A 24,096-nucleotide genomic window follows, 5' to 3' on the forward strand; every position below is an offset into this window, starting at 1 on the left:
CCCTGTGCCATTGCCGGACGGCAATGCGCGGTTGAGGGCTGCCCGCTGGTCGCCCCCCGAGGTCTGAACGCAAAAGGGGAAGGCCGCAGCCCTCCCCTCTGGTGTGCGTGCGAGGACGCGTCCTATCGCCCGGTGATCCCCGGAAAGGCGATCAGCACAGCCAGTGCCAGGATCTGCAGGCAGATGAACGGCAGCAGCGACCTGAAGATCTCGCCCAGTGAGATGTCCGGTGGTGCCACGGATTTCAGGTAGAATGCCGCCGGGCCAAACGGGGGCGACAGGAAACTGACCTGCATGTTCATGCAGAACAACACCCCGAACCAGACCGGGTCATACCCCAGATCCACGATGATCGGCACAAACACCGGCATCGCCAGAAGTGCGATCCCGACCCAGTCAAGGAACATGCCGAGCACAAACAGGATCAGCATCATGAACAGCAGGATCACCAGCGGGCTGTCCGAGATTCCGGTGATCAGCTGCGAGATGAAGTTGATCCCGCCCATCAGGTTGAACACCCCGACCAGCGCCGAGGCGCCAATGCCGATCCAGACGATCATGCCCACGGTCTGCAGGGTCTGAAGGGCTGCGCCCTTCATCAGCGACAGGGTGAATTCGCCACGGATGATCGTCGACAGCGTCACGCCGAGCACCCCGACGGCCGACGCCTCGGTCACCGAGGCGATGCCGCCATAGATCGAACCCAGCACGCCGATGACCACGAGTATCGGCAGGATCAGGCCCTTGAGCAGCTTGATCTTTTCCGACGTGGGGGTTGTGTCCGCTTCCATGATCGGCGCAACCGACGGGTTGAGATAGGCACGGATCAGCACATAGGCGACGTAAAAGCCCGCCAGCATCAGCCCCGGCAGGAACGAGGCGGTGAACAGCGCCCCGATCGAGACGTTGGCCGTCAGCCCGTAGATGATCAGCACGATCGACGGCGGCACCATGGTGCCCAGTGCGCCCCCCGCACAGACCACGCCGATGGCAAGCCGCCGGTCATACCCCAGCCGGAGCATCTGCGGCAGTGCGATCAGGCCCAGCAGAACGATCTCTCCGCCGATGATGCCCGACATCGCCGCCAGAACCACAGCGACAATGATCGTCTGGATCGCGACGCCGCCGCGCAGGCGGCCGCCGACAAGCTTCATCGCGTCGAACAGATCGCGTGCGATGCCCGACCGGTCGAGGATCGCCGCCATCAGCACGAACATCGGGACCGATACAAAGACAAAGCTCGAGACAAAGGAATAGACCCGGCTGGTGATCAGCGGCACCGCCATCGGGCCGAACCAGCCAACAGCAAAGATCAGCGCCACAAGCAGTGTCACGAAGGCCAGCGGAATGCCGGTGACCAGCAAAAGCAGCAGCATGGCGAACATCAGGAAGGTGCCGCCCTCGACCCCCAGGGCCTGAAGGGATCCGAAAATTTCCATCAGCGTTTGACTCCGCGAGCATAGTTCCAGGCAAGGATCAGAAATTGCAGCGCCATCACGCTCATCACCACCAGCAGAAAGATCTTCATCAGTCCCGGATAGACCGGGTCCCAGGCGCTGCCCGAGCGTTCGAGCCGAAAATCACCCTGGGGTGTGAATGCCGCGCGCGCGACCATCAGCCAGGCCGCCCAGGCAAACATCAGGCTTGCGGCAGCACAGACCAGCGAAATCACGATATCGAAAATGCGGCGCGGGCCCGGCGGGATCGCGTCATAGATCAGCACCACGCGGATGTGGCTGTCGCGGGCGGTGCAGTACAGTCCGCCATAGACAAAGGCGATGCCGGACAGGAAAATCGTGGTCTCATGCGCCCAGTTGGTCGGCGCGTTGAAGAAATACCGCAGAACGACTTCCTGAATCAGGATCAGCATCGCGGCAACGATGCCGATGGCGAAAATCAGCCCCCCCGCAGAAATCCAGCGGCCCAGCAGACCCGCCTCGGCAATCGGACCGCCTTCATCGCGGTGAACGGTTTCAGGTAAATCAGTCATCCGGTGTCCCCCTGTGATCCCTGTCGTACTATCAAAACGGGCCGACCCCCGGGGGCCGGCCCGCCAAACTGGCCCGGAGGCCGGGCCTTACATCAGTCCGGCGTCCTTGAGGTATTTGGTCAGCGCGTCATAGACCTTCCGGGCGCTTTCCGAGCGTTCGGCGACCTTCTCCCATTCGCCCTGGGCGATCTGGCGGAACTTGGCGCGCTCTTCGGCCGACCAGTCATGCACGGTGATCTTGCCACCGGCCTTGGCGTCGGCAACGGCTGCCTCATCCGCTTCCTTCAACGCAGCAACCTGCATCTGGCCGAATTCCTTGACCGACTCTTCCAGTGCGGCGCGCTGTTCGTCGCTCAGCGACTCCCACTTGGCCTTGTTCATCGAAATCTCGACCAGCGGCATCGAATGGAAGCCGGGGTAGATCGGGTGCGTGGCAACGTCATGCATGCCCTGCGCCTGGTTGGTCGAGAACACGGTATAGTCCGCCGCGTCGATCACACCCTTGTCGAGCGAGGTGAAGACCTCGGACCCGGGCAGGTTCACCGGCGCGGCGCCGGCCGCAGCAAAGACCTGCTGGACCAGACCTTCGGGGGCACGCATCTTCAGCCCCTTGAGATCCGCGACACCGTCAAGCGGCACCTTGGACACAAAGGCTTCGAGCCCGGGCGTGGTCGCGCCGATGAAGTGCAGGCCGTAGGGTTCGACCAGATCGTTCAACAGCTCAGCACCGCCGCCCTCGTACATGAAGTCGAACATTTCCTGCGGCGCGCCCCAGGCACCGACCGGGTTGGCGATCAGGCCAAAGGCCGGGTCCTTGCCCGAGAAGTACGAGGTGTCGGTGATGTGGCCGTCCAGAATGCCCGCGGCAATCGCGTCCTGGGTTTCGTTGTGCGCAACGATGGATTCCACCGGCAGCAGGTCGATGGCGATGGACCCGCCGGTCTTTTCCGCGACCAGCTTGGCCCAGTCCTGCTGCAGCAGGAAGTTGGGATTGCCGGCCGGGTCCGACGACTGGAACCGCAGGGTCATGTCCTGCGCCCAGGCGCCCGTGGCGACGGTGGCGGCCAGGATGGCCGTAAGTGTGAAATGTCTCATGTCTTTTCCTCCCATGATGACGTTGGTTTCAGGTATTACTCCGTGCCGAGCACGGTGTTGGCAAAGTCACTGGCCCGCGCGACAACTTCGTCGCGTGCAAGGGCCACATCGATGGCCAGAACTTCGGGTCCCGACGGTGGTTCAAGATCGGCAAACTGGCTTTCCAGCAGGCTGGCCGGCATGAAGTGATCGGCGCGCGCGGCCATGCGGTCGGCGAGCAGCTTTTTCGTGCCGTGAAGGTAGATGACCGCAAGCCCCGGCAAGGTCGCGGCAAGCCTGTCGCGGTACACTGCCTTGAGCGCCGAACAGGCGATGACGGCGCGTCCGGGTTCGGCCTGCGCCGCCGTGGCGATCCGGTCAAGCCAGTCCCAACGGTGGGCGTCTGTCAGCGGCAGACCAGAGGCCATGCGCGCAACCGCTTCGGCGGAATGAAAGGCGTCCGCCTCGACATAGGCCGCGCCCAACCTGTCGGACAGTGCCTTTGCCACAGTGGACTTACCGGTTCCACAGACGCCCATGACCAACAGATGCCGCACGTTTCCTCCGAATCAATGTCACATTCTCGCCTATGACAGCGCTGTCATTACTTGACAGCGCTGTCATTCGTCAAGGATAGCTTTGAACCATGAAATCTCACCAGACCTCCACCGCTGCCGGCAGATGACCGACGACGTGCCTCCACACAGCCGCCGGACGACGCTGGCCGATGTCGCGGCCCGCGTCGGCGTCAGCGCCATCACGGTGTCGCGCGCCTTGCGACGGCCCGACATGGTTTCCGAACCCCTGCGCAAGCGCATCGCCGAGGCGGTGGGCGAACTGGGCTATGTGCCGGACCCGGCCGCGCGGGCGCTGGCGTCGCGGCGCAGCAACGTGATCGGCGTCATCATTCCGTCCATCACCAACAACGTGTTTTCCGATGTGCTCACCGGGATCTACGACACGCTCGAAGGCACGGCCTACGACATTCAGCTGGGCAACTCGCGCTACAACGCCGCCAAGGAAGAAGCGCTGCTTCGGGTGTTCCTGAGCCAGAGGCCCGCCGGTCTGATCGTGACCGGCTTTGACCAGAGCCCGGCAGCGCGCAGGCTGCTCGAAACCGCCGGATGCCCGATTGTGCAGATCATGGAGACCGGCGGCAATCCGGTGGACATGATGGTGGGGTTTTCGCACTTCGACGCGGCGGGCGCGGCCACCCGGCATCTGATCGCCCAGGGATACCGCGCGCCCGCGTTCATCGGCGCCCGGATGGATCCCCGGTCACAGCGCCGGTTTCAGGGCTACCGCGCCGCCACGACCGAAGCCGGCGTGTTCAGCGAGGCGCGGGTGCTGACCACGGCCGACCCGTCCAACGTCAGCCTGGGCGCGCGGCTGTTTGCCGAACTGCTTGCCCGCGCACCAGAGACAGACGCCGTGCTGTGCAACAATGACGACCTCGCGCTCGGGGTGCTGTTCGAGGCACGCAGGCAGGGCATGGAGATTCCCGGTCGGCTGGGTCTGTGCGGGTTCAACGACCTGGAAATGATGGCCTGCGCCGAACCTCCGGTGAGCAGCGTGCGGACCTTCCGCCAGCAAATGGGCCAACAGGGCAGTGAAATGTTGCTGGCCCGGTTGAACGGACAGGAACCGGAACAGCGGCTTGTGAACCTTGGTTACGAACTGATCGTGCGGCAAAGCACCCTGCGCTGAAAACCCGGTCCACGGCGGTCACGCCGGGGCCAGCACCGCCGCCTGCCACCGGGCCGCGTAACGGCGCAGATCTTCGGGCATGGCGCAGTCAATCCGTTGCCCCGACCGCGCCCGGTGCCCGGTGGCAAACAACAGCGCGGCACCGCCACTGGTGCCGGTGGCCGATGGCGTCGCCTCGACCCCGCCCGGGCACAGCGCGGCAAGCATCTGCAGGAACCAGCGGTTGCGGGCGAAGGGTCCTTCGACGATCACAGGCCCCTCTGCGCCGGTCAGCCCGAGGCAGGTCCGGGTCATCAGCGCCAGATACCAGCCCAGCGCCACCATCCTTTCGTCCGCACTGGCCGGGGCGACAGCCCAGCCACCCGTCCGGCCCCGGAACGGTCCCGATCCGGGCTCGACCGCGGGCAGGAGCATGACGCCACGTGCCAGAACCGCGTCGGCGTCGGCGGCGCAGGCCTTGTCGCCGATGCCCTTGGCGATCAGGTCGAACTCGCGTCCGCCCATGAACCGGGCCGACGGCACGGGCGCCCCGGTGCCGCTGACATTGACCAGTGTGTCGCGGTCCGGATCCAGCGACACCTGGCGCCCGCCCACCGCCATCACAACCACCCAGGTTCCGGTCGACACCACCGCAAAGGGCGCGGCGCGACCCAGAACATGCGGATAGAGCGAGGCGTTGCTGTCATGGATGCCGCAGACAACGGGCGTGGTGGCGGACAGGCCGGTCAGATCGGCGACGGCAGGCTGCACGGTGCCCAGAATGTCAGAGGCCGGGCGCGGCGGCGCCAGCCGTCCGGTCAGGCCCAGCGCGGCCACAAGCGCCGAAGGCTTTCCGGCAAAGGGATCCCACAGATCGGTATGGCAGCCCAGCGAGGTCACGTCGCTGGCGATTTCCCCGGTCAGCCGGAAGCCCCAGTACTGCGGATAGGTCAGCACATGCGCCAGCCGGGCGTTCAGGCCCGGATCGGTGTGCAGCATCCAGTGCAGCTGTGCCCCGAGGTTCAGCCCTCCGCCCAGACGGGGCGACCCGGTGTCGGCAAATGCGGGACGCAGGGCATTGTATTCCGACGCCAGCGCATCCGGGCCGTCGTGTTCATAATCCAGCATCGGCGCGGCCAGTGCCCCCTGTGCGTCCAGCAGGACACCCGAGGCACCGTGCGTGGTGACGGAAATGGCGTCGACGCCGTGGGTTGCGTGAAAGTCACGCAGCGCGGCGACGAAAAAGGCCCAATGCCCTTCAAGATCAAAATGCGGCCAGGGCGGCCCGGGCAGCACATGGTTCGGACGGGTGACAACGGCGATCTCGTCCAGCGAAACGGCGTCGACCAGCGCCAGCTTGGCATTGGTCTTGCCGACGTCGATCACCGCGATATGACGGGGCGGGGTCATGGCAGATGAAACACCGTGTCCAGCACGACCACCTGCGGGGATGCATCCGGGTTGGTCGCCATCAGATCCGCCATATGCGCCCACCAGCGCTGCATCACCGGATGGCCCGGCAGTGCCTCCATGGTGTGGTCATCCCGCCGCCACAGCACCGCGAACAGGGCGTTGGTCTCGGGGTCGAGGTGGATGGAATAGTCGCTGATTCCGGCGTCGCGCAAAAGGTGCACCAGTTCCGGCCATATCTCGTCGTGACGCTTGCGGTAGTCTGCGGCCTTGCCCGGCAACAGGGTCATGCGAAAGGCGAATTTCTGCATCACACCCGCCCCCGGCGTAGCAGGCGGAACAGTCGCGGCAGCGCGATCACACCGATCAGCAGGCCGCCGATGAAGATCGACATCACGATCCCCGGCACGTTCAGCAGTCCCAGCCCGAAGGTCACCATCCCCATCACCAGCGCGGCAATCACCACGCCCAGGATGCTGCCCGATCCCCCCAGGATCGACACACCGCCCAGCACGACCATCGTGACGATCTCAAGCTCCCACGCCGAGGCGATGGACGGTCTTGTGGAACCCAGCCGCGCGGTCAGGCAGACGGCGGCGATGCCGGACATGAGGCCGGTGAGCAGGAACAGGATCATCTTGACCCTTTCGACCCGGATACCACTGAACCTGGCCGCCGTGGCGTTGTTGCCGATGGTAAAGACGTGCCGCCCGAAGTTGGTGAAGTGCAGCACCGCGCCATAGATCAGCGCAAGCACCACGAACAGCAACAGTTCGAAGGATATCACCCAGACCACATAGCCCCGCCCCAGCCAGGCAAAGTCGGTCGGGTAGCCGTTGAACGCCTGATCGCCCAGCACGATATAGCTCAGCCCCCGGAACAGGCTCATTGTGCCGATGGTCACCACGATGGACGGCAGGCCCAGCCGCGTGACCAGCACACCGTTGAAGGCGCCGCACAGCAGACCGACGCCCAGGCCGATGAAAATCAAACCCGGCGTGCCCACGCCAAACTGCAAGGCCCAGCCCATGGCCGTCGAGGCGAGGGCTATGATCCCGGCGACGCTGAGGTCAATCTCGCCCGCGATGATGAGCAGCGCCATGGCAAAGGCCACCATCGCCTTTTCCGTAAAGTTGAATGTGGCATCGGACAGGTTCCAGGGGTCAAGGAAATAGGGGCTGGCCTGGGTGTTGGCGAGAAAGATCAGCACGGCGATGACAAACAGCAACAACTCCCAGCTGCGCAGGATCCGCGCGCCCTGCCCGCTCAGGCGGTCGGGGATGTGGCGGGGTGTGGGGATGTCGGTCAGGCTCATGCCGTGCGCTCCGCTGATTTGAGGATGATGCGGCCCGGTTGGCGGGATCCGCGGGCATTGAAGGCCACCGCGATGATGATCGCAGCACCCGAGATTGCCAGTTGCCAGAACGGCGAGATGCCCGCGACCGGCAGGGCATTCTTGATCACCCCCAGGAACAATGCCCCCAGCACCGCCCCGCCAACGGTGCCCATGCCGCCGGCGATCGAGATGCCGCCGATGACGCAGGCCGCGACGACATCGAGTTCGAACCCGCCGGCAACATCGACATAGGCCACCGCATAGCGCGACACCCAGAGATAACCGCAAAGCCCGGCCAGCGCCCCCGAGATGGTGAAGGCCGCGAAACGTGTCCGTCCGACATCGATTCCGGTATAGACTGCGGCATGGGGGTTGCCGCCGACCGCATAGAACGCCCGGCCCAGCGGTGTGCGCGTCACCGCCACCGCAAAGCCGGCGATGACCAGGACAGCGATCCAGGACAGCACCGGCAGGCCCAGAAACACCGCACGCGGAAACGCCTTGTAGGCCGCGCTCATCTCGTGGCTGTTCACCCAGGATCCGTCGGACAGGAGGAACACCAGGCCGCGATAAATCGTCAGCGTGCCCAGCGTCACCACGATCGGCGGGATATCCAGTTTCCAGACCAGGATACCGTTGAAGGCCCCCAGAAGAGTGCCAAGCGCCACCGCAAGCGCGATGAGCACCACCACCGGAATGCCCGGAAAGGCGGCGTTCAACATCGCGGTGACCATGCCCGTCAGCGCCAGATTGGACGCCACCGACAGGTCGATGCAGCGGGTCAGGATCACCAGTGTCTGTCCCAGCGCAAGGATGATCAGGATCGAGGTGTCGTTGAACACCGCGGCAAGGTTGCGCGGCGCGGCAAAGCCCGAGAACCGGCTTTCCACCAGCACCAGCAGCGCCAGCAGCGCCCCCAGCAGGATCGCTTCGCGCGACTTCAGAATTCTCGGGATCATGCGGCGCTCTCCTTGTATCCGGCGGCTGCGCGGACCAGCTTTTCCGGGGTCAGCCCCTCACGGTCGAATTCCGCCGCGATGCGCCCCTCGCGCATCACGATCACCCGGTCGGACATGCCGAGGATCTCGGGGATTTCCGAGCTCACCATGATGACCGACAGCCCCTCGGCGGCCAGTTCGGCCATAAAGGCATGCACCGCCGCTTTCGAGCCGACGTCGATGCCCTTGGTCGGTTCATCCAGAATGATGACCTTGGGCCGTGTCGCCAGCCACTTGGCGATGACCACCTTTTGCTGGTTGCCCCCCGACAGCTCTCCGACAGGCTGATCCAGAGCAGCGGCCCGCAGGTCCAGCCGTTCGCTATAGGTGCGGGCCAGCGCGAATTCCTCGGCCAGATTCAGAAACCCGCTGCGCGACGTGCGGCCCAGTGACGGCAGGGTCACGTTCTGGAAAATCGGCATCGCGGTGATCGCGCCCTGCTTGCCGCGGTCCTCGGGCACATAGACGATGCCCCTGGCCACCGCCTGGGCGGGCGAGCGGATCACCGCGATCTTGCCGTCGATGCGCACCGCCCCCTTCGAGGGTCTGGTCACACCGAACAGGGCCTGCATGAACTCGGACCGTCCGGCGCCGACCAGACCATAGAACCCCAGGATCTCGCCCCGGCGCAGCTTGAAATTGATATCGGCAAATTCCGTCGGATGGGCATAGCCGGCGACCGTCAGGATCTCGTCGCCCACGGCGCGGTGGCGCTCGGGAAAGATCGTGTCGACCGCCCGGCCCACCATCTTTTCCACCAGCTGGTTTTCACTCACATCCGCGATCAGCCCGTCATCGACCATCTCGCCGTCACGAAACACCGTGTAGCGGTCGGCGATGCGGAAAATCTCGTCGAACTTGTGGCTGATGAACAGGATCGCCTTGCCGTCCGACTTCAGCCGGTCGACCAGTTCGTACAGCTCTTCGATTTCGGCCTGGCTCAGCGCGGCGGTGGGCTCGTCCATCACCACGACACGGGCTTCGATCGACAGAGCGCGGGCGATAGCGACCAGATGCTTGCTGGCGATGCCAAGGTCGCGCAGCGGTGTGCGCGGGTCCAGCCGGGCGCCGATGCGGGTCAGGATATCCTGCGCGCCCGCATTCATCCCGGCCCAGTCGATCAACCCGAAGCGCCCGCGCGGGGCATGGCCCAGATAGATGTTCTCGGCCACCGACAGGTCGTCAAACAACACGGTTTCCTGGTGGATCGCCGTCACGCCGGCGTTGGACGCGGCAGTTGCGGTGGGAAACCGGATCTCGGTGCCGTCCACCTCGATGCGCCCCTCGTCAGGCTGGTAGATGCCGGTCAGGATTTTCACCAGCGTCGACTTTCCGGCACCGTTTTCGCCGACCAGCGCGGTCACCTGCCCCGGATACAGCGCCAGTTCGACCCCGGACAGCGCCCGCACCCCCGGAAAGGTCTTGGTGATGCCCGACAGGCGCAGCACCGGGTGTGCAGCCACCTCGACAGGTTCTGCGATCTCGCTTGAAAAATTCATCTGGCCCCCGATGGGATGCGGTCTGCGGCCCCGCCGCAGTCAGGTGGAGCGGGCCCGCCCGCATGGACAGGCCCGCCTGCAATCAGAAGATGCTCTTGAACTCTTCGATATTGCTCTTGTCATAGGTGAACGGCTCGGACATTGCCGCGCTGTTGGTGTCGTCCAGCGTCACGCTGCCCATCCGGCCGGTGCCGATCGTCGCGCCCGGTTCCGCCGTGGCACCGTCGGTGGCCAGCGCATGGGCGATCATGGCCGTGGTGTAGCCCAGATCCACCGGATTCCAGATTGCAAAGCTTTGCGATGCACCCGAGTCGATGGCCCCGGCCATTTCCGACGGCAGACCCAGTCCGGTCACGTTGACCTTGCCGATCATGCCCGCATCCGCGACGGCCTGCGCCGCGGCGACAATCCCGACCGACGTCGGCGCGATGATCGCGTCAAGATCGGGATGCGACTGCATGAGGCCCTGTGCCTCGCGGTAGGATTTGTCCGCCAGGTCGTCGCCATAGACAGTCGCGACCACTTCGATGTTGGGGTAGTCGCCCATCACCTTGTTCATCTCGGCGATCCAGGTGTTCTGGTTGGTCGAGGTCGAGGTCGCGGACAGCACCGCAACCTTGCCGCCGTCAGGCAGATGGTCGGCGGCCAGCTTGATGATGGTCTTGCCGATCAGCTCGTCCGAGGAGGGCGCGAGGTGCATCTCGCGCCCTTCCGCCGCGACCCCCGAGTCCCAGGAAATCACGGTGATCCCGCGCTGCATCGCCTTTTGCAGTGCCGGCACCAGGGCGTCCGGGTCGTTGGCCGAAATCGCGATGGCGTCGACACGCTGCGCGATCAGGCTGTTGATCACTTCGATCTGGCCTTCGGCGGTGGTGTCGGTGGGGCCGGTATAGATGATCTCGGTGTTGCCGAGCTCGGCGGCAGCCTCTTCGGCGCCGCGTGCGGCGGCCTCGAAGAACCCGTTGCCCAGCGACTTGGCGACAAGCGCGATCCGCACCGGATCCTGCGCCATGGCCGTGGTGCCTATAAGGCTCGCGGCAAGCGAAACCCCGATGGCCAGTCTTCTGGTAAATGTCATGATCTTCCTCCCAAAGTTTGACAAAATTGTCACCGGCGCCGCGGGCTGTCCCGCATCCGCCGCCTGTCGCGGGTCAACCCGCCTCTTCTGCCGACACGCCGAACCCGAGGGGCGCGACGATCAGTTTCACATCCGCCGCGTCCAGCATTGCCGCGTGGCGGTCCTCTATCCCTTCGTCGGTGATGATGGTGCCGACCTTTTCCAGCGCGCAGAGGATCAGGCTCGACCGCAGGTCGAACTTGGAACTGTCGGCCAGGATCACCAGTTCGTCCGCCTGCCCGATCAGCTTCTGCTCGGCCTGGATGACCAGCGGATCCGCCTCCATGATCCCCAGCGGCGCGATCCCCTGACAGCCCATGAACATGCGCCGCGCGTAGAAATTGCGCGTCACGTCATTGTCGAATGGCGACAGGATGATGTTCTGTTCGCGGTAGATCGTGCCGCCCGACAGGACGACCGTATTCTTGGTCTGCTTCAACAGGTGTTCGGCAATGGGAAACGAGTTGGTAAAGACCTGACAGCGCCGGTTGGCCAGCGGGTGCACCATCTGAAAGGTGGTCGTGCCGCCGTTGATGATGATCGATTCGCCGTCCTCGCACAGCGCCACCGCCGCGCGGGCAATCGCCTGCTTCTGGCGCGCATGCTTGCCCTGATTGACCGAGAACGGCCGCCCGGCAAGACCGACAAAGGCGGGCGGCGCGTTGGATTCGGCCCCGCCACGCACCCGGCGCAGCTTTTTCTGCATGTGCAGGGTGGCGATATCACGACGGATCGTCGCCTCGGAGGATTCCGTCAGTTCGACCATTTCGGCGACCGTGACGAACGGCTTGGCCTGAATGGCAGACAGTATGATCCTGTGGCGTTCGTTTTCGTGCATGACGTCCTCCCGTTGCGGCACGATGCCTCAGCAAACCAATCAGTGTCAATCAAAAATAATCGTAATATCTCTTTCTGCGCCTGCATAATGATCGTTTGTGATTGAACTTGATTGACAACGCGCGGCGAATCCGCAACCTTGCGGTCGACTGGCACGGGGCGCAGACCGCTCCATGGGGAGGAAAATCCATGCTCAAGACTGTTTCCGGATCGCGGATAGAAAACCTGTGGGACGTGTCCCATGCGGACGCGCTCAGCGAGTCCGACAAGCTGCTGTATCGCTCGAATCTGCTGGGCTCGGACAAACGGGTGACGAACTACGGCGGCGGAAATACCTCGGCCAAGGTGATGGAAACCGACCCGCTGACCGGCGCGCAGGTCGAAGTGCTGTGGGTCAAGGGGTCCGGCGGCGACATCGGAACCATGGACAAGGCCGGGTTTTCAACACTGTACATGGACAAGCTGACCGCCCTGAAGGCGCTGTACCGCGGCGTGGCCTTCGAGGACGAGATGGTGGCCTACCTGCCGCACTGTACCTTTGACCTGAACCCGCGGGCCGCGTCGATCGACACACCGCTGCACGCCTATGTGCCGAAGAAACACGTCGACCACGTCCACCCCGACGCCATCATCGCCATCGCGGCAGCCTCGAATTCGCAAGACCTCACCCGGCAGATTTTCGGCGATTCCATCGGCTGGCTGCCGTGGAAGAAACCCGGCTACGAACTGGGCCTCTGGCTTGAGGATTATTGCCTGAAAAATCCGGACGCCAAAGGCGTGGTCCTCGAGAGCCACGGGCTGTTTTGCTGGGACGATGACGCCGAGACCTGTTATGCCACCACGCTCGGGACGATCAACCAGGCGATTGCATGGTTCGAGGAACAGACCGCCGCCATCCCGGCCTTTGGCGGCAAGAGGCACCCCACCCTGCCAGCCGCCGAGCGCCGCCGTATCGCGGCTGCCCTGATGCCGGCGATTCGCGGCATGATCTCGGCCGACAGTCACAAGGTGGGTCACTTTGACGATCAGGACACCGTGCTGGAATTTGTCGGCGCCGCCGACATGCCGCGCCTCGCAGCGCTCGGCACCTCGTGCCCGGACCATTTCCTGCGCACCAAGATCCGGCCGCTGGTGGTGGATTTCGACCCCGCGGCCCCGGATATCGACGCCACGCTGGCGGGGCTTGCCGCCATGGTCGATGCCTACCGCGCCGATTACACCGCGTATTACCAGCGCTGCAGACACGATGACAGTCCGGCGATCCGCGACCCGAACGCGGTGGTCTACCTCGTGCCCGGGGTCGGCATGATCACCTTTGCCAAGGACAAGGCCACGGCGCGGATCTCGGGTGAATTCTATGTCAACGCGATCAACGTGATGCGTGGCGCAGATGCGGTCAGCACCTATCAGGGCCTGCCCGAGCAGGAAGCCTTTGACATCGAATACTGGCTTCTCGAAGAGGCCAAGCTGCAGCGGATGCCGAAACCGAAATCGCTTGCCGGGCGGGTCGCCATCGTGACCGGCGGTGCCGGCGGGATCGGTGCCGCCACAGCCCGGCGATATCTGGCCGACGGGGCGTGCGTTGTACTGGCCGATATCGACGCCGCGGCGCTGGCCGATACGGCCCAGACCCTTGTGGGCGTGTATGGCCGGGATGTCGTGCGCACGGTCGAAATGAACGTCACCTCGGAAGAGGCCGTCATTCAGGCCTATACGGATATGGCGATCGAATTCGGCGGCGTGGATATTGTGGTCTCGAACGCCGGGATCGCCTCTTCGGCAAAGGTCGAGGACACATCGCTCGAGCTGTGGAACAGGAACATGTCAATCCTGTCGACCGGTTACTTTCTTGTGGCCCGCGAGGCGTTCAAACTGCTGAAAACCCAGGGCATCGGCGGGTCGATGGTGTTCGTCGCCTCGAAAAACGGCCTGGCCGCATCCCCCGGGGCGGCGGCGTACTGCACCGCCAAGGCCTCGGAAATCCACCTTGCCCGGTGTCTGGCGCTGGAGGGCGCACCGGACGGTATCCGGGTCAACGTGGTGAACCCCGACGCGGTGCTGCGCGGATCAAAGATCTGGTCCGGCGAGTGGCTGGACCAGCGTGCCGCCACCTATGGCACCGACAAGGGGGGTCTGGAAGAGATGTATCGCGAACGCTCGCTGCTCAAGCGGTCGGTCCTGCCGGAAGATATTGCCGAGGCCTGCTATTTCTTTGCTTCGGATCTCTCCGCGAAATCGACCGGCAACATTCTGAATGTCGATGCCGGAAATGTGCAGGCGTTCACACGCTGAACGACGACCCTTGGGAGGGGCCAAAATGATTGACACAACCGTTATCGAGGCGTCGAACGACGACGCCCGCCAGGACCTGCACGCCGACTACGCGGCCCTTGGCGCGCATCTGGACCGTCGCGGGATCGACATCGATGCGATCAAGGCCAGGGTGGCGGCCTACGGCGTCGCAGTTCCGTCCTGGGGCGTGGGCACCGGTGGCACCCGTTTTGCCCGCTTTCCCGGCGCCGGAGAGCCGCGCGGAATCTTTGACAAGCTGGATGACTGCGGCGTGATCCACCGCCTGACAGCGGCGACTCCTGCCGTCTCGCTGCATATCCCCTGGGACATGGCGGACCCTGCGGACCTGCGCGCCAAGGCCGAAGAGGTCGGGCTCAGCTTTGATGCGATGAATTCGAACACGTTTCAGGACCAGAACGCACAGGCGCACAGCTATAAATTCGGATCGCTGTCGCACACCGACGCGGCGACCCGAACCCAGGCGATTGAACACAATCTTGCCTGTATTGAATTGGGGCAGCAGATCGGGTCAAAGGCGCTGACGATCTGGGTCGGCGACGGGTCGAACTTCCCGGGGCAGAGCCATTTCACCCGCGCGTTCGAACGTTATCTCGACAGCGCCCGCAGCATCTATGCCGGGCTGCCCGAAGACTGGCGCCTGTTCACCGAACACAAGATGTACGAACCGGCGTTCTATTCGACCATCGTTCAGGACTGGGGCAGCAATTACCTGATCGCCAAAGAGCTGGGCGAACGCGCGTTCTGCCTGGTCGACCTGGGACACCATGCGCCCAACGTCAACATCGAGATGATCGTCGCCCGCCTGATCCAGTTCGGCAAGCTGGGCGGATTTCACTTCAACGATTCGAAATATGGCGACGACGACCTGGACACCGGGTCGATCGACCCCTACCGCCTGTTCCTGGTGTTCAACGAGCTGGTCGAGGCCGCCGACACGCCGGGATTCGACCCCGCCCATATGCTGGATCAAAGCCACAACGTCACCGATCCGATCGAAAGCCTGATGAGCAGCGCGATCGAGGTGCAGCGGGCCTATGCACAGGCCCTGCTGGTGGATCGCGCCGCGCTGGCCGGATATCAGGATGAAAACGATGCCTTGATGGCGTCGGATACGCTGAAACGGGCATTCCGCACGGATGTCGGGCCGATCCTCGCAATGGCGCGGCTGGACAAGGGTGCCGCCATTGATCCGGTCGCGGCTTACCGTCGCTCAGGCTATCGGGCCGGGGTTGCGGCGCGGCGGCCGGTGTCCAGTGGTGCGGGGGGCGGCATTGTCTGAGACCGGTCCGGGCGCAAGCGGCGCAGGGGCCGGTCAACGCGGTTCTACGCCAGCAGAAAACCCCAGAACAGCAGCCCGGCAGCGCCAAAGGCCGGGCCCATCGGCAGGCGCCGACGCTCTTGCAGGAACTGCCAGCCATGCCCCGCCGCCGGCAGGACCCGGCGCGACACCAGCAGCAGACCGGTACAGATCAGCAGGCTGAGAGACAGGACAAAGGCAAACAGCGTGTAGGTTCCGGGGGGCACAAACAGGACCAGCGCCGCCAACAGTTTGACGTCACCGCCGCCGATCAGCCCGGCGGCAAAGGCTGCCACAAAAACCGCCAGCACCAGCAAAGCCACTGCCAGTCGCAGGGCGAGTTCGGGCACTGTCAGGAACGGCGCCACCGCAGCGGCAAACAGCAGGACAAACATCAGCACCAGCCGGTTCGGAATCCGCATCTGGCGCAGATCCCACAGGATCGTCACAACCAGCAGCAGCCCCAGACCCCAGATGACCGGCACCGGCAAGGCCGCGAACCCGAGCACCCCGGCAAGCGTTTCAGTCATCATCGACGGTGCCGTTGCGCGCCAGAGCAATCAGGGACACCTGCCCGTCGGTGCCGGTCTTGCTGTAGAGGTTGCGCAGATGTGTGCGCACCGTCGCCACCGACAGGCCCAATGTCTGGGCAATCGACTTGGGTGCCAGCCCGTTGGACAGGTGGCTGCAGACCCGCATTTCTGCCTGGGTCAGTGCATAGGGATTGTCGGCACTCAGCAGTGCCGCGCCCTCAAGGTGCGGCGCGGACTTTCGGCGCGAACTCTGGGCGATGATCCGTGCGATCACACCCGGTGTCCGCATCCGCCAGACGTCGGACAAAGCCGTGGCTATGATGCTGGAGGGCAGTTCCGGGCTGCGCGGCGGTGCGGTTTCAAAGCTGAGTTCCAGCAGGTCAAAACGGTTGTCGGACGCTTCCAGCAGGATCAGGCTGACCTCGAAATTGTCGCTCCGCTCCCGCCATTCGCGCTCGGCATCCGAGCCCGCAAAGCCCGGCAGGACGCGCACTTCGCTCAGCCGCCAGATCTGCCCGTTCTGCAGCGGACCCGTGGTCCGCGCCAGCACGAAACGCGCCAGCGCGCCGGTCACCACTAGCGGCCGGTTGCGGTCGGCAAGCCGGTCATGTGACAGAATGGGCGTCACACGCCCGCGCGGCATATCGAGCCGGTACAGGCCAACATTGGCCGCCTGTGTCTGGCGCGCGATGGTGGTCAGCACATCGGCCAGGTCATACTGACCGGTCAGCGCCCCCATCCAGTCGGTGACAAGCGAAAAGGACCTGGCAATCCGGTGTTGCAGGTCAGTCGCAGTGTCAAAAGGCAGGACATCGGATCGTCCCTGATATTGTCGCTTCGGCATCTCTTCGCCCGTGATTGCTGCCACGCCGGAGAATGCGTGGATTCGTGAGTGTCGGGGGGACGCCGTGGGAACAGCGTCTGTAGAATACTTCGTGTTCTGACCTGATATTGCGGCATTTCTATGGACCCGGCATCGTCGCGACCCGTCCGGAGCGCAAAGTCACAATCCTATCCGGTATGTGTCCGAACCCACCAAATTGCGCCGCAATGATACCTTGATGTCTCATCCACCTGAGCGATGAGCAGGGCGACAACTTGGTCTAAATTGAGTTCATCGGGTCCGGAAGCCGCTCTGAGATCACTCTGGTGCCGGACCGAAGATCATCACTCATGGCCCGCATGGGCACCTACGGATCATAGGACAGAACAATGAAAAAAATGACTTCCCTTCTCAAGCGCTTCCGCCGCAACGAAGACGGCGCCACCCTGGTTGAGTACGGCATCGCCCTCGGCCTTGCCGTGACTCTGGGTGCCGGCGCCCTGCTGACCCTGTCGGGGGATGTCGGTGCCACCATGACCGCAGCCAGCACGGCCATGCCGGTTCAGGCAACTTCCCCGTAATCGACTGCCCCGCACCCAACGATCCCGGGCGCTGTCATGGCCCCGGGATTCTTGCGTTTTACCCCCCCCCTTTTACCGGAGCATTCACATGCTGCCCCTCGCGCGCCTCAGATCCTTCGGAACCGACGAGTCGGGCGGGATTCTGGTGTTTTGGGGCGTGGCTCTGGTGGTCATCCTCGGGCTGGCCGCAGTTGTCGTCGACTCGGGTCGGCTTGTCAGCACCCAGTCCGAATTGCAGTCCTATGCCGATTCCGTGGCGCTGGCCGCTGCGGCCGAACTTGACGGGCGCGCGGACGCGCTGACACGGGCGCAGACCGCCGCCAGCACCCTGATCACCGACAGCCAGACCTTTGGCGCAGGTGGCAGCGCCCTCACCGGCGAACAGATATCCCTGACCTACTACCGGATCGACGCGAATGGCGGCTTCAGCCGCGATCCCGGACTTGTCACAACCAACCCGTACAATGCGCGCTATGTGTCGGCCAACCTGGCCGAGCGGACGGTGAGCCTGCCTTTCAGCGCCGCAATGGCTGCGGTTGGCGGCAGCGCCGAAGTGGATGACACGGTTGCGGCCAGTGCTGTCGCCTCGTTCTCCGTCGATGCCTGTGACGTGACCCCGATTGCGATGTGCCTGCCCTCGCTGGATTTCAGCGCCGAGGCCAGCATCGGCAGTTCCCTGTCGCTCCGCACCGCGGCCTCGGCAGAGCTGATGCTGCCGGGTGACATGATCGCAGTGGATACCCTGAGCGGCCTGCTGGACGGGCTGGAGGTCTGTGCCGGCCTGTTGGGCAATGCCCTGAACGCCTGTCTCATTGCCGCTCAGGAGCCGCCCAGCGCCTGCGGTGGCGGCGGCGGGCTGTCAATTGCCGCAAATGTGGACGGCAATGATCTTCTCGATGCCGTGAATGCCCGGTTCGGTGAATTCCAGGGCCTGGTCGCCGGCCTGGCCGGAAACAGCGATTTCCCCGTTGCCCCCGGATTGCTCGACGGGTTGCTGGCACCCGCCGGACTGTGCCTGCCGAACCCTCTGAGCGCGGGCGAGGACCGGTCCCTGCCGCTGGATGACTGCTTTGCCTCGGGAACCTGTGCCATACAGGGTTCGGGCAGTTGGTCCGCCGGTCGCACCGCCTATGTTGCGGCGCATTACGACGGCACCGACCCATTTCCCGAGGCCGAAACCCGGTTCGAATTCTACCAGGCCGAGGTGGCGGCCGGCATCGGCCCGGCGCGTCCCGCACCCAACCCCATCGGCAGCCTGATCGGCACCGTCACAAGCACGGTCCTGCCCCAGCTTTGCGTGCCGGAAACCGAAGCGGATGAAACCCGCCGGTTGATGGTCGTCGCGGGAATCGACTGTTCCGTGCTGCTGGCAAACGGCAACACGCCGCCGGTCCGGGAATACTTCGAGGTGTTCGTGCTGGGCCCGGCGCGCGACGGGGTGTTGAACGTCGAAATCTCCGCCTGCCTGGGCGGCGGCTGCGGCACCGGGGCTCTGGACACGGAGATCCTCGACGTGGTGAGGCTGGTCGAATGAGCCGGCCCGGTCCCCTGCGCAGGTTCCTTGGCAATGACAGCGGCGCCGCGCTGGTGGAATTCGCGCTGTTGCTGCCCTCTTTCCTGGTGTTTCTGGCCATCAGCGTCGAAGGCGCACGGGTGTTCTGGTCCTATCAGACCACGATCACCGGAGTGCGCGACGCGGCCCGGTTCCTGTCGCGCGCGGCCCCCCGCGACATCTGCGCCAGCCCGGCCGCGATCGCGGACTGGAACACCCGCCTGGCAGAGATCGTGCGCGACACGCAGGGCGGCGATACCCTGTTTCCAATGGCGGTCACCATCGACACGGTCAGCGCCTCGCTGGTCTGCGGCGGCTCCGGCCTGCGCGGCGGGGACGCGCCCGTGGCCACGGTCACCGCAAACCTCAGCATCGACTATCCGTTCCAGGGCATGCTGCGCTTTGCCGGTGCCGAGACGACCCGCATCCGGACGACGGTGTCGGACAGCACCCGGGTGATCGGCGGATGATGACGCGCCCGCCCAGACTGCGCCGGTTCTGGCGCGAGGACGACGGCGCGGTGCTGGTGGAACTGGCCGTGGTGCTGGGCATTTTCCTGTTGCTGCTGTTCGGGCTGATCGATTTCGGCCGCCTTGGATTTTCGAATGTGCTGGCGGAAAAGGCGACTGAATCCGCCGTGCGCATGGCCGTCGTGCGCCCCGCGATCTGCGAGGATGTGCCCACCCGCGTCAACCGTTCGCTGTTGGGGCTGCTGCGGTTGGACGTGGACAATGGCACCCGCTGTGCCGACGTGCCGGGGGTCTGCCAGGCGCCGGAAACCGTGACCTGCACCGGCGATGCCGCGCAGCCGCAGGTGGCGGCGATCTGGGCCCGGATCGAGCCGCTTCTTCCGGTCAACGCGACGCCGGAAAACCTGAGCTTCAGCTACAGTTACGACCCGGAGCTGAACCGGGTTGCTGCCCGCTACGCCCCGATTGTCACCGTCGAGATCACCGGGCTCGACTATCAGTTCATCTCGCCGCTCGGCGCATTTGCCGCGCTCGCCGGGGCGCAGGGGTACGAATCCCTCGGCGCCAGTTTCACCTTCCCGTCGATGAGCGCCTCTCTCCCATCCGAAGACCTCATGTAAGGAGCCTTGCCATGACCTATGCCTTTACTTCGATCAACGGGCTGGCGGCCGAGCCGCAAATCGCTGATTCCGGTGCTGTGGCCGCAACGATGCAGGTGTTGATCCTCGCCCCCGATGCCGCGTTCGGGGCGATGATGGGGGCTTCGATGGCCTCCGATCCGCTGGTCGAGGCGCACCTGATGGTCGGCACCCTTGCCGAGGCTGTCGCGGACAACGACCGGGACTGGGCGGCCTGCGACTTTGTCGTCTTTCATACCCGGGTCGACGATGACGCGGACCTGGAAGCGGTTCGCGCGTTGCTGGCCCGGCCAGAGGTGCGCCTGCACTGCATCGCCATGACCGATGTGCCGGTCAGTGACGCGCGGCGCGCCACCCTGTTCGAAGCCGGTGTCCAGGAGGTGTTGCCTGCTCCGGTGCGCCCGGCTCTCAGCCTCGGAGATTTCAAGGTGACCCCGGCCGCGTCTGCGGCGCCGGTCGACGCGGCGACGGTCGATGCGGTACAGGAAGCACTGCCCGCGACGCCAGCCTCGGACGAGATGCCCACATCCCGCCGGGGTGTGGCCGGGTCCGAACCGCCGCGCGCTGCCCGGTTCCACCTGTCGCTTCCGGCATCGGAACTTGGGCTGACGGACGACGCTGCGCCCGCCCCGGAACCGGCGCTGCCGCTGCCAACACCAGACCGCGATGTCAGCGCAGACCCGCTTCCTGCCAAGGGCGGGAATCCCGCCCCTGCCCCGAAAGCCTCGCCGCCCACCGTCCTCGCGCCGGTGCTCCGGCCGGGCAGCGGACGGATCACCGCGGTCCTGCGTGCGCGCGGCGGCTCGGGCGCGTCGACCCTTGCGGTGAACCTTGCCGCCGATCTGGCGCGACAGGGCAGCGGCGGACCCCGGGTCGCCCTGGTCGATCTCGATATTCAGAACGGCTCGGTTGCCATCCTGATGGACCTGCCGGATTCCGCCGAGGTGTCAAAGCTTCTCAGCATCGGCGCCATGCCCGACGATGCCTTTCTGGACCGGGCCATGACCCGCCACGCCAGCGGTGTCGACGTGCTGGCCGCACCTGATGTCTTTGCCCCGCTGAGCGCCGTGACTCCGGCAATGATGACGGCATTGGTCGGCCTGTTGCAGCAACGCTATGACCAGATCGTCTTTGACATGCCGCAGGCGATGATGGACTGGATCGAACCGGTTCTGGACCATGCCGCCACCGCCCTGCTTGTCACCGACACCTCGGTTCCCGCAATCAAGCGCACCCGCCGCCTGATCGACATTCTCGGCGAAGAGCACATGACCCTGTCGGTACAGGTCGTCGTGAACCGCGAAAAGCGGCCCTTGTTCCTGTCCCCCGCCCAGAAAGAGGCGGCGCGCCTGCTGGGCCGCGACCTTGCCCACTGGATCCCCGAGGATGCCGCGACCGCCCGCAAGGCGCTGGATTCCGGCGTGCCGCTGTTGATGGGCGCGCGTCGCTCGCGCGCTGCAAAGGCGATCCAGAGCCTTGGCAAGACGCTCTTTGCACCGGCAAGGGCCACACCCGAACAGGAGAAGAGCTGATGTTCCGGTCTTTCCACGCAGGCCGCCCGGCACCCGAGACGCCCGCGGCCGTGACAGCTCCGTTGCCGCTGGATCACGTCGCCGCGCAGGCTGACCTCACGGCCGCGCCACGTGCCACGCCCCGGCTGGCACGCGTCCCGGCGCCGGTTGCAGCGCCCGGCCCGGGCGAAGCGCACCTGCGGCTGAAGGTCCGTCTGCATCAGAAACTTCTGGAAGACCTGAACCTGTCGCTGCTCGACAAGGTCGCAGAGACCGACCTGCGCCGGGAAATCGCGTCACTGGCCGCCCGCGCCTTGCAGGATGACGGTCAGGTCATGCCCGCACAGCCGTTTCAGGCGCTGGTTGACGAACTTCTGGACGAAGTGCTCGGCCTCGGGCCGCTGGAACCGCTGCTGGCCGATCCCAATGTAAGCGACATTCTGGTCAACGGCATCCACAAGGTCTTTGTCGAACGCAACGGCATCCTGGAGCGCAGCGATACCCGGTTTCACGATGAACGCCACCTGTTGCGCATCATCGACAAGATCGTGTCGGGTGTCGGGCGGCGCATCGACGAGGCGCAGCCCTGGGTCGATGCCCGGCTCGAGGACGGCAGCCGTGTCAATGCCATCATCCGCCCCTGCGCCATTGATGGGCCCAGCCTGTCGATCCGCAAATTCTCGCGGGTGCCGCTGCGAATGGACAAGCTGGTCGAATATGGCGCCCTGACCACGTCGGCGGCCCAGTTTCTGCAAGCGGTAGTTCAGGGGCGGCTGAACACGCTGATTTCGGGCGGCACCGGGTCGGGCAAGACCACGATGCTGAACGCGATGTCGGCCTTTGCCGATCCGCATCACCGCATCGTCACGATCGAGGATGCCGCCGAACTGCAACTGCAACAGGATCACGTCGTCCGGCTGGAAACCCGCCCCAGCAATGCCGAAGGCAAGGGCCAGATCACCCAGCGTGACCTGATCATCAACGCCCTTCGCATGCGCCCCGACCGCATCATCGTCGGCGAGGTGCGCGGCACCGAAGCCTTTGACATGCTGCAGGCCATGAACACCGGCCACGACGGGTCGATGACCACCATTCACGCCAACTCGGCCCGCGACGCCATTGGACGGCTGGAACAGATGGTGGCGATGAATGGCGGGGACATCCCGCTTTCAGTGATCCGGGCGCAGATCGCCAGCGGCATCCAGATCGTCGTACAGACCAACCGGCTTGGGGACGGACGCCGCCGGATCACCTCGATCTCCGAGGTCACGGGGCTGGATGAAGGCACGATCCTGATGCAGGAAATCTTTGTCTTCCGCCGTGCCGGTCTGGACGAGGACGGGCGCGTGCTGGGCCGGATGCTGGCCACGGGGGTGCGTCCGAAATGCCTTGAGCAGCTGACCGCGCTCGGGTTCGACCTGCCCGCCGACGCCTTTCAAACCGGGGTGGCGGCATGACCGCAGCGCCTGCCCCGCTGGATCCCATACTGCTCTGGTGGTTGCTGATCGGTGCGGTCGTGCTGGTCCTGCCGATGGCGCTCAGCCTGCTGATGAGCACCCGCCGCCGCCGCGCGACACAGGCTCTGGTCCGGATGCAGCGTCTGGCACCTGCACCGACCGCCAAGGCTGCGGCGGTGCCCCTGCAGATGCCACGCAAGGTGGCGACACCGCGCAGGCTGCCTTTTGTCGGGGATCCCGACGCCCTGTGCGCCCGCGCCGGGGTGCAGATGAGCGGCAACGCCTTTCTCGTCTTGTGTGCCGTCGCCACAATCGGCCTCGGCGGCATTGCCAGTCTGGCATTCGGGCCGCTGTTCGGGGTTGCGCTGGGTCCGGGGCTGGGACTGCTGGCACCGGTTGCGGTGCTCAGGGCACGTCACGCCCGCCGGGTGGCGACCTTTGCGCAGCAACTGCCCGATGCGCTGGATCTGATGATGCGCGGGCTGCGGGTCGGGCATCCGATCAGCGCGACCATTTCGAACGTCGGCCGGACCATGGCCGACCCGATCGGCGCCGAATTCCGCACCATGGCGACCCAGATCAGCCATGGTGATTACCTGGCCGATGCGTTTCAGGATCTTGCACAGCGGATGCAACAGGAAGACATGGACTATCTGGCGGTCAGCATCAGCATCCAGCACGGCACCGGCGGAAATCTCGCCGACATGCTCTCGACCCTGTCGCGCGTGATCCGCCAGCGCATCATGCTGCGGCGGCGGGTCAAGGCGCTGTCATCCGAAGGACGGATCTCGGCGATGCTGCTGTCTTCGTTGCCGGTGATCATCTACGGCGCAACCTCGATTCTCGCGCCGGATTATTACGGCGCCGTACAGGATCACCCGATGTTCATGCCCATCGGCTTTGTCATCGTCGGACTGGTCCTGGCCAATTTTCTGGTCCTGCGTCACCTTGTGAATTTTCAGGTTTGAGAGTGT

23 protein-coding genes are annotated in these 24,096 nt (G+C 64.8%); 10 read left to right on the forward strand and 13 right to left on the reverse strand.

The annotated features are described in order from the left end of the window. Nucleotides 1-122 precede the first annotated feature (122 nt). The 4 genes from FOY53_RS03985 to FOY53_RS04000 all read right to left on the reverse strand — a co-directional run bounded on the left by FOY53_RS03985 (nucleotide 123) and on the right by FOY53_RS04000 (nucleotide 3,603). Nucleotides 123-1,439: a TRAP transporter large permease gene (locus tag FOY53_RS03985; protein WP_146585948.1), complete on the reverse strand. Its 1,317-nt coding sequence runs from the start codon at nucleotides 1,437-1,439 to the stop codon at nucleotides 123-125. Beyond that, the gene (locus FOY53_RS03990; RefSeq protein WP_146585951.1) at nucleotides 1,439-1,990 is read right to left on the reverse strand and encodes a TRAP transporter small permease subunit; all 552 of its coding nucleotides are present in this window, start codon (nucleotides 1,988-1,990) and stop codon (nucleotides 1,439-1,441) included. Before FOY53_RS03990 ends, FOY53_RS03985 begins: the two co-directional genes overlap by 1 nt. A gap of 87 nt (nucleotides 1,991-2,077) precedes the next feature. Continuing rightward, nucleotides 2,078-3,085, reverse strand: coding sequence for a TRAP transporter substrate-binding protein (locus tag FOY53_RS03995; protein ID WP_146585953.1), 1,008 nt, complete (start codon nucleotides 3,083-3,085; stop codon nucleotides 2,078-2,080). A 35-nt stretch (nucleotides 3,086-3,120) separates the two neighbouring features. Then, the gene (locus FOY53_RS04000) at nucleotides 3,121-3,603 is read right to left on the reverse strand and encodes a gluconokinase (RefSeq protein ID WP_281289548.1); all 483 of its coding nucleotides are present in this window, start codon (nucleotides 3,601-3,603) and stop codon (nucleotides 3,121-3,123) included. Nucleotides 3,604-3,745: 142 nt separating this feature from the next. Between FOY53_RS04000 and gntR the strand changes: the two genes are divergently transcribed. After that, nucleotides 3,746-4,771 (forward strand): HTH-type transcriptional regulator GntR, encoded by a 1,026-nt coding sequence (gntR, locus tag FOY53_RS04005; protein WP_146585957.1) that lies wholly within the window; start codon nucleotides 3,746-3,748, stop codon nucleotides 4,769-4,771. Nucleotides 4,772-4,789: 18 nt separating this feature from the next. Here gntR and FOY53_RS04010 read toward each other — a convergent pair whose 3' ends face one another. From FOY53_RS04010 to FOY53_RS04040, 7 genes are all read right to left on the reverse strand, one after another. Then, nucleotides 4,790-6,160, reverse strand: coding sequence for an FGGY-family carbohydrate kinase (locus FOY53_RS04010; RefSeq protein WP_146585959.1), 1,371 nt, complete (start codon nucleotides 6,158-6,160; stop codon nucleotides 4,790-4,792). Next, the gene (locus FOY53_RS04015) at nucleotides 6,157-6,471 is read right to left on the reverse strand and encodes an L-rhamnose mutarotase (RefSeq protein WP_186766497.1); all 315 of its coding nucleotides are present in this window, start codon (nucleotides 6,469-6,471) and stop codon (nucleotides 6,157-6,159) included. The genes FOY53_RS04010 and FOY53_RS04015 overlap by 4 nt, the downstream gene beginning before the upstream one ends. Continuing rightward, entirely contained in the window at nucleotides 6,471-7,475 is a 1,005-nt protein-coding gene (locus FOY53_RS04020) for an ABC transporter permease (protein WP_146585963.1), read from the reverse strand. The genes FOY53_RS04015 and FOY53_RS04020 overlap by 1 nt, the downstream gene beginning before the upstream one ends. Continuing rightward, on the reverse strand, nucleotides 7,472-8,455 hold the full coding sequence (locus FOY53_RS04025) for an ABC transporter permease (RefSeq protein ID WP_186766498.1): 984 nt from the start codon (nucleotides 8,453-8,455) through the stop codon (nucleotides 7,472-7,474). Before FOY53_RS04025 ends, FOY53_RS04020 begins: the two co-directional genes overlap by 4 nt. Next, complete coding sequence (locus tag FOY53_RS04030) at nucleotides 8,452-9,993, reverse strand: sugar ABC transporter ATP-binding protein (protein ID WP_146585964.1); 1,542 nt, start codon at nucleotides 9,991-9,993, stop codon at nucleotides 8,452-8,454. The genes FOY53_RS04025 and FOY53_RS04030 overlap by 4 nt, the downstream gene beginning before the upstream one ends. Before the next feature lie 82 nt (nucleotides 9,994-10,075). After that, a complete protein-coding gene (gene rhaS, locus FOY53_RS04035; protein WP_146585966.1) occupies nucleotides 10,076-11,071 on the reverse strand; it encodes a rhamnose ABC transporter substrate-binding protein in 996 nt (331 codons plus the stop codon). Nucleotides 11,072-11,144: 73 nt separating this feature from the next. Next, nucleotides 11,145-11,948, reverse strand: coding sequence for a DeoR/GlpR family DNA-binding transcription regulator (locus FOY53_RS04040; protein WP_146585968.1), 804 nt, complete (start codon nucleotides 11,946-11,948; stop codon nucleotides 11,145-11,147). Nucleotides 11,949-12,136: 188 nt separating this feature from the next. Between FOY53_RS04040 and FOY53_RS04045 the strand changes: the two genes are divergently transcribed. Then, nucleotides 12,137-14,239, forward strand: a complete 2,103-nt coding sequence (locus FOY53_RS04045) for a bifunctional rhamnulose-1-phosphate aldolase/short-chain dehydrogenase (RefSeq protein ID WP_146585970.1) — start codon at nucleotides 12,137-12,139, stop codon at nucleotides 14,237-14,239. Nucleotides 14,240-14,264: 25 nt separating this feature from the next. Continuing rightward, complete coding sequence (gene rhaI, locus FOY53_RS04050) at nucleotides 14,265-15,539, forward strand: L-rhamnose catabolism isomerase (RefSeq protein WP_146585972.1); 1,275 nt, start codon at nucleotides 14,265-14,267, stop codon at nucleotides 15,537-15,539. A 44-nt stretch (nucleotides 15,540-15,583) separates the two neighbouring features. On the opposite strand, the gene FOY53_RS04055 is transcribed toward rhaI, so the two are convergent. Both FOY53_RS04055 and FOY53_RS04060 read right to left on the reverse strand, forming a co-directional pair. Next, nucleotides 15,584-16,087, reverse strand: coding sequence for a prepilin peptidase (locus FOY53_RS04055; protein ID WP_186766499.1), 504 nt, complete (start codon nucleotides 16,085-16,087; stop codon nucleotides 15,584-15,586). Beyond that, entirely contained in the window at nucleotides 16,080-16,958 is an 879-nt protein-coding gene (locus FOY53_RS04060; RefSeq protein ID WP_146585975.1) for a helix-turn-helix transcriptional regulator, read from the reverse strand. Before FOY53_RS04060 ends, FOY53_RS04055 begins: the two co-directional genes overlap by 8 nt. Before the next feature lie 344 nt (nucleotides 16,959-17,302). Here FOY53_RS04060 and FOY53_RS04065 point away from each other — a divergent pair, with 344 nt between their 5' ends. The 7 genes from FOY53_RS04065 to FOY53_RS04095 all read left to right on the forward strand — a co-directional run bounded on the left by FOY53_RS04065 (nucleotide 17,303) and on the right by FOY53_RS04095 (nucleotide 24,090). Beyond that, nucleotides 17,303-17,494, forward strand: coding sequence for a Flp family type IVb pilin (locus FOY53_RS04065; protein ID WP_146585977.1), 192 nt, complete (start codon nucleotides 17,303-17,305; stop codon nucleotides 17,492-17,494). Between the two features lie 88 nt (nucleotides 17,495-17,582). Continuing rightward, nucleotides 17,583-19,028 (forward strand): pilus assembly protein TadG-related protein, encoded by a 1,446-nt coding sequence (locus FOY53_RS04070; protein WP_146585980.1) that lies wholly within the window; start codon nucleotides 17,583-17,585, stop codon nucleotides 19,026-19,028. Then, entirely contained in the window at nucleotides 19,025-19,516 is a 492-nt protein-coding gene (locus FOY53_RS04075) for a TadE/TadG family type IV pilus assembly protein (RefSeq protein ID WP_146585982.1), read from the forward strand. Before FOY53_RS04070 ends, FOY53_RS04075 begins: the two co-directional genes overlap by 4 nt. After that, nucleotides 19,516-20,136, forward strand: coding sequence for a TadE/TadG family type IV pilus assembly protein (locus tag FOY53_RS04080; RefSeq protein ID WP_146585984.1), 621 nt, complete (start codon nucleotides 19,516-19,518; stop codon nucleotides 20,134-20,136). Before FOY53_RS04075 ends, FOY53_RS04080 begins: the two co-directional genes overlap by 1 nt. Nucleotides 20,137-20,147: 11 nt before the next feature. Beyond that, nucleotides 20,148-21,686 carry a CpaE/TadZ family protein gene (locus FOY53_RS04085; RefSeq protein WP_146585986.1) on the forward strand — a complete coding sequence of 513 codons (1,539 nt, stop codon included), beginning with the start codon at nucleotides 20,148-20,150 and terminating at the stop codon, nucleotides 21,684-21,686. Beyond that, on the forward strand, nucleotides 21,686-23,122 hold the full coding sequence (locus FOY53_RS04090; RefSeq protein ID WP_146585988.1) for a TadA family conjugal transfer-associated ATPase: 1,437 nt from the start codon (nucleotides 21,686-21,688) through the stop codon (nucleotides 23,120-23,122). The genes FOY53_RS04085 and FOY53_RS04090 overlap by 1 nt, the downstream gene beginning before the upstream one ends. Beyond that, nucleotides 23,119-24,090 (forward strand): type II secretion system F family protein, encoded by a 972-nt coding sequence (locus tag FOY53_RS04095; RefSeq protein ID WP_146585990.1) that lies wholly within the window; start codon nucleotides 23,119-23,121, stop codon nucleotides 24,088-24,090. The genes FOY53_RS04090 and FOY53_RS04095 overlap by 4 nt, the downstream gene beginning before the upstream one ends. Nucleotides 24,091-24,096 lie beyond the last annotated feature (6 nt).

The sequence above is a fragment of the Puniceibacterium confluentis genome (genome assembly GCF_007923445.1).
Classification (GTDB): Bacteria; Pseudomonadota; Alphaproteobacteria; order Rhodobacterales; family Rhodobacteraceae; genus Puniceibacterium; species Puniceibacterium confluentis.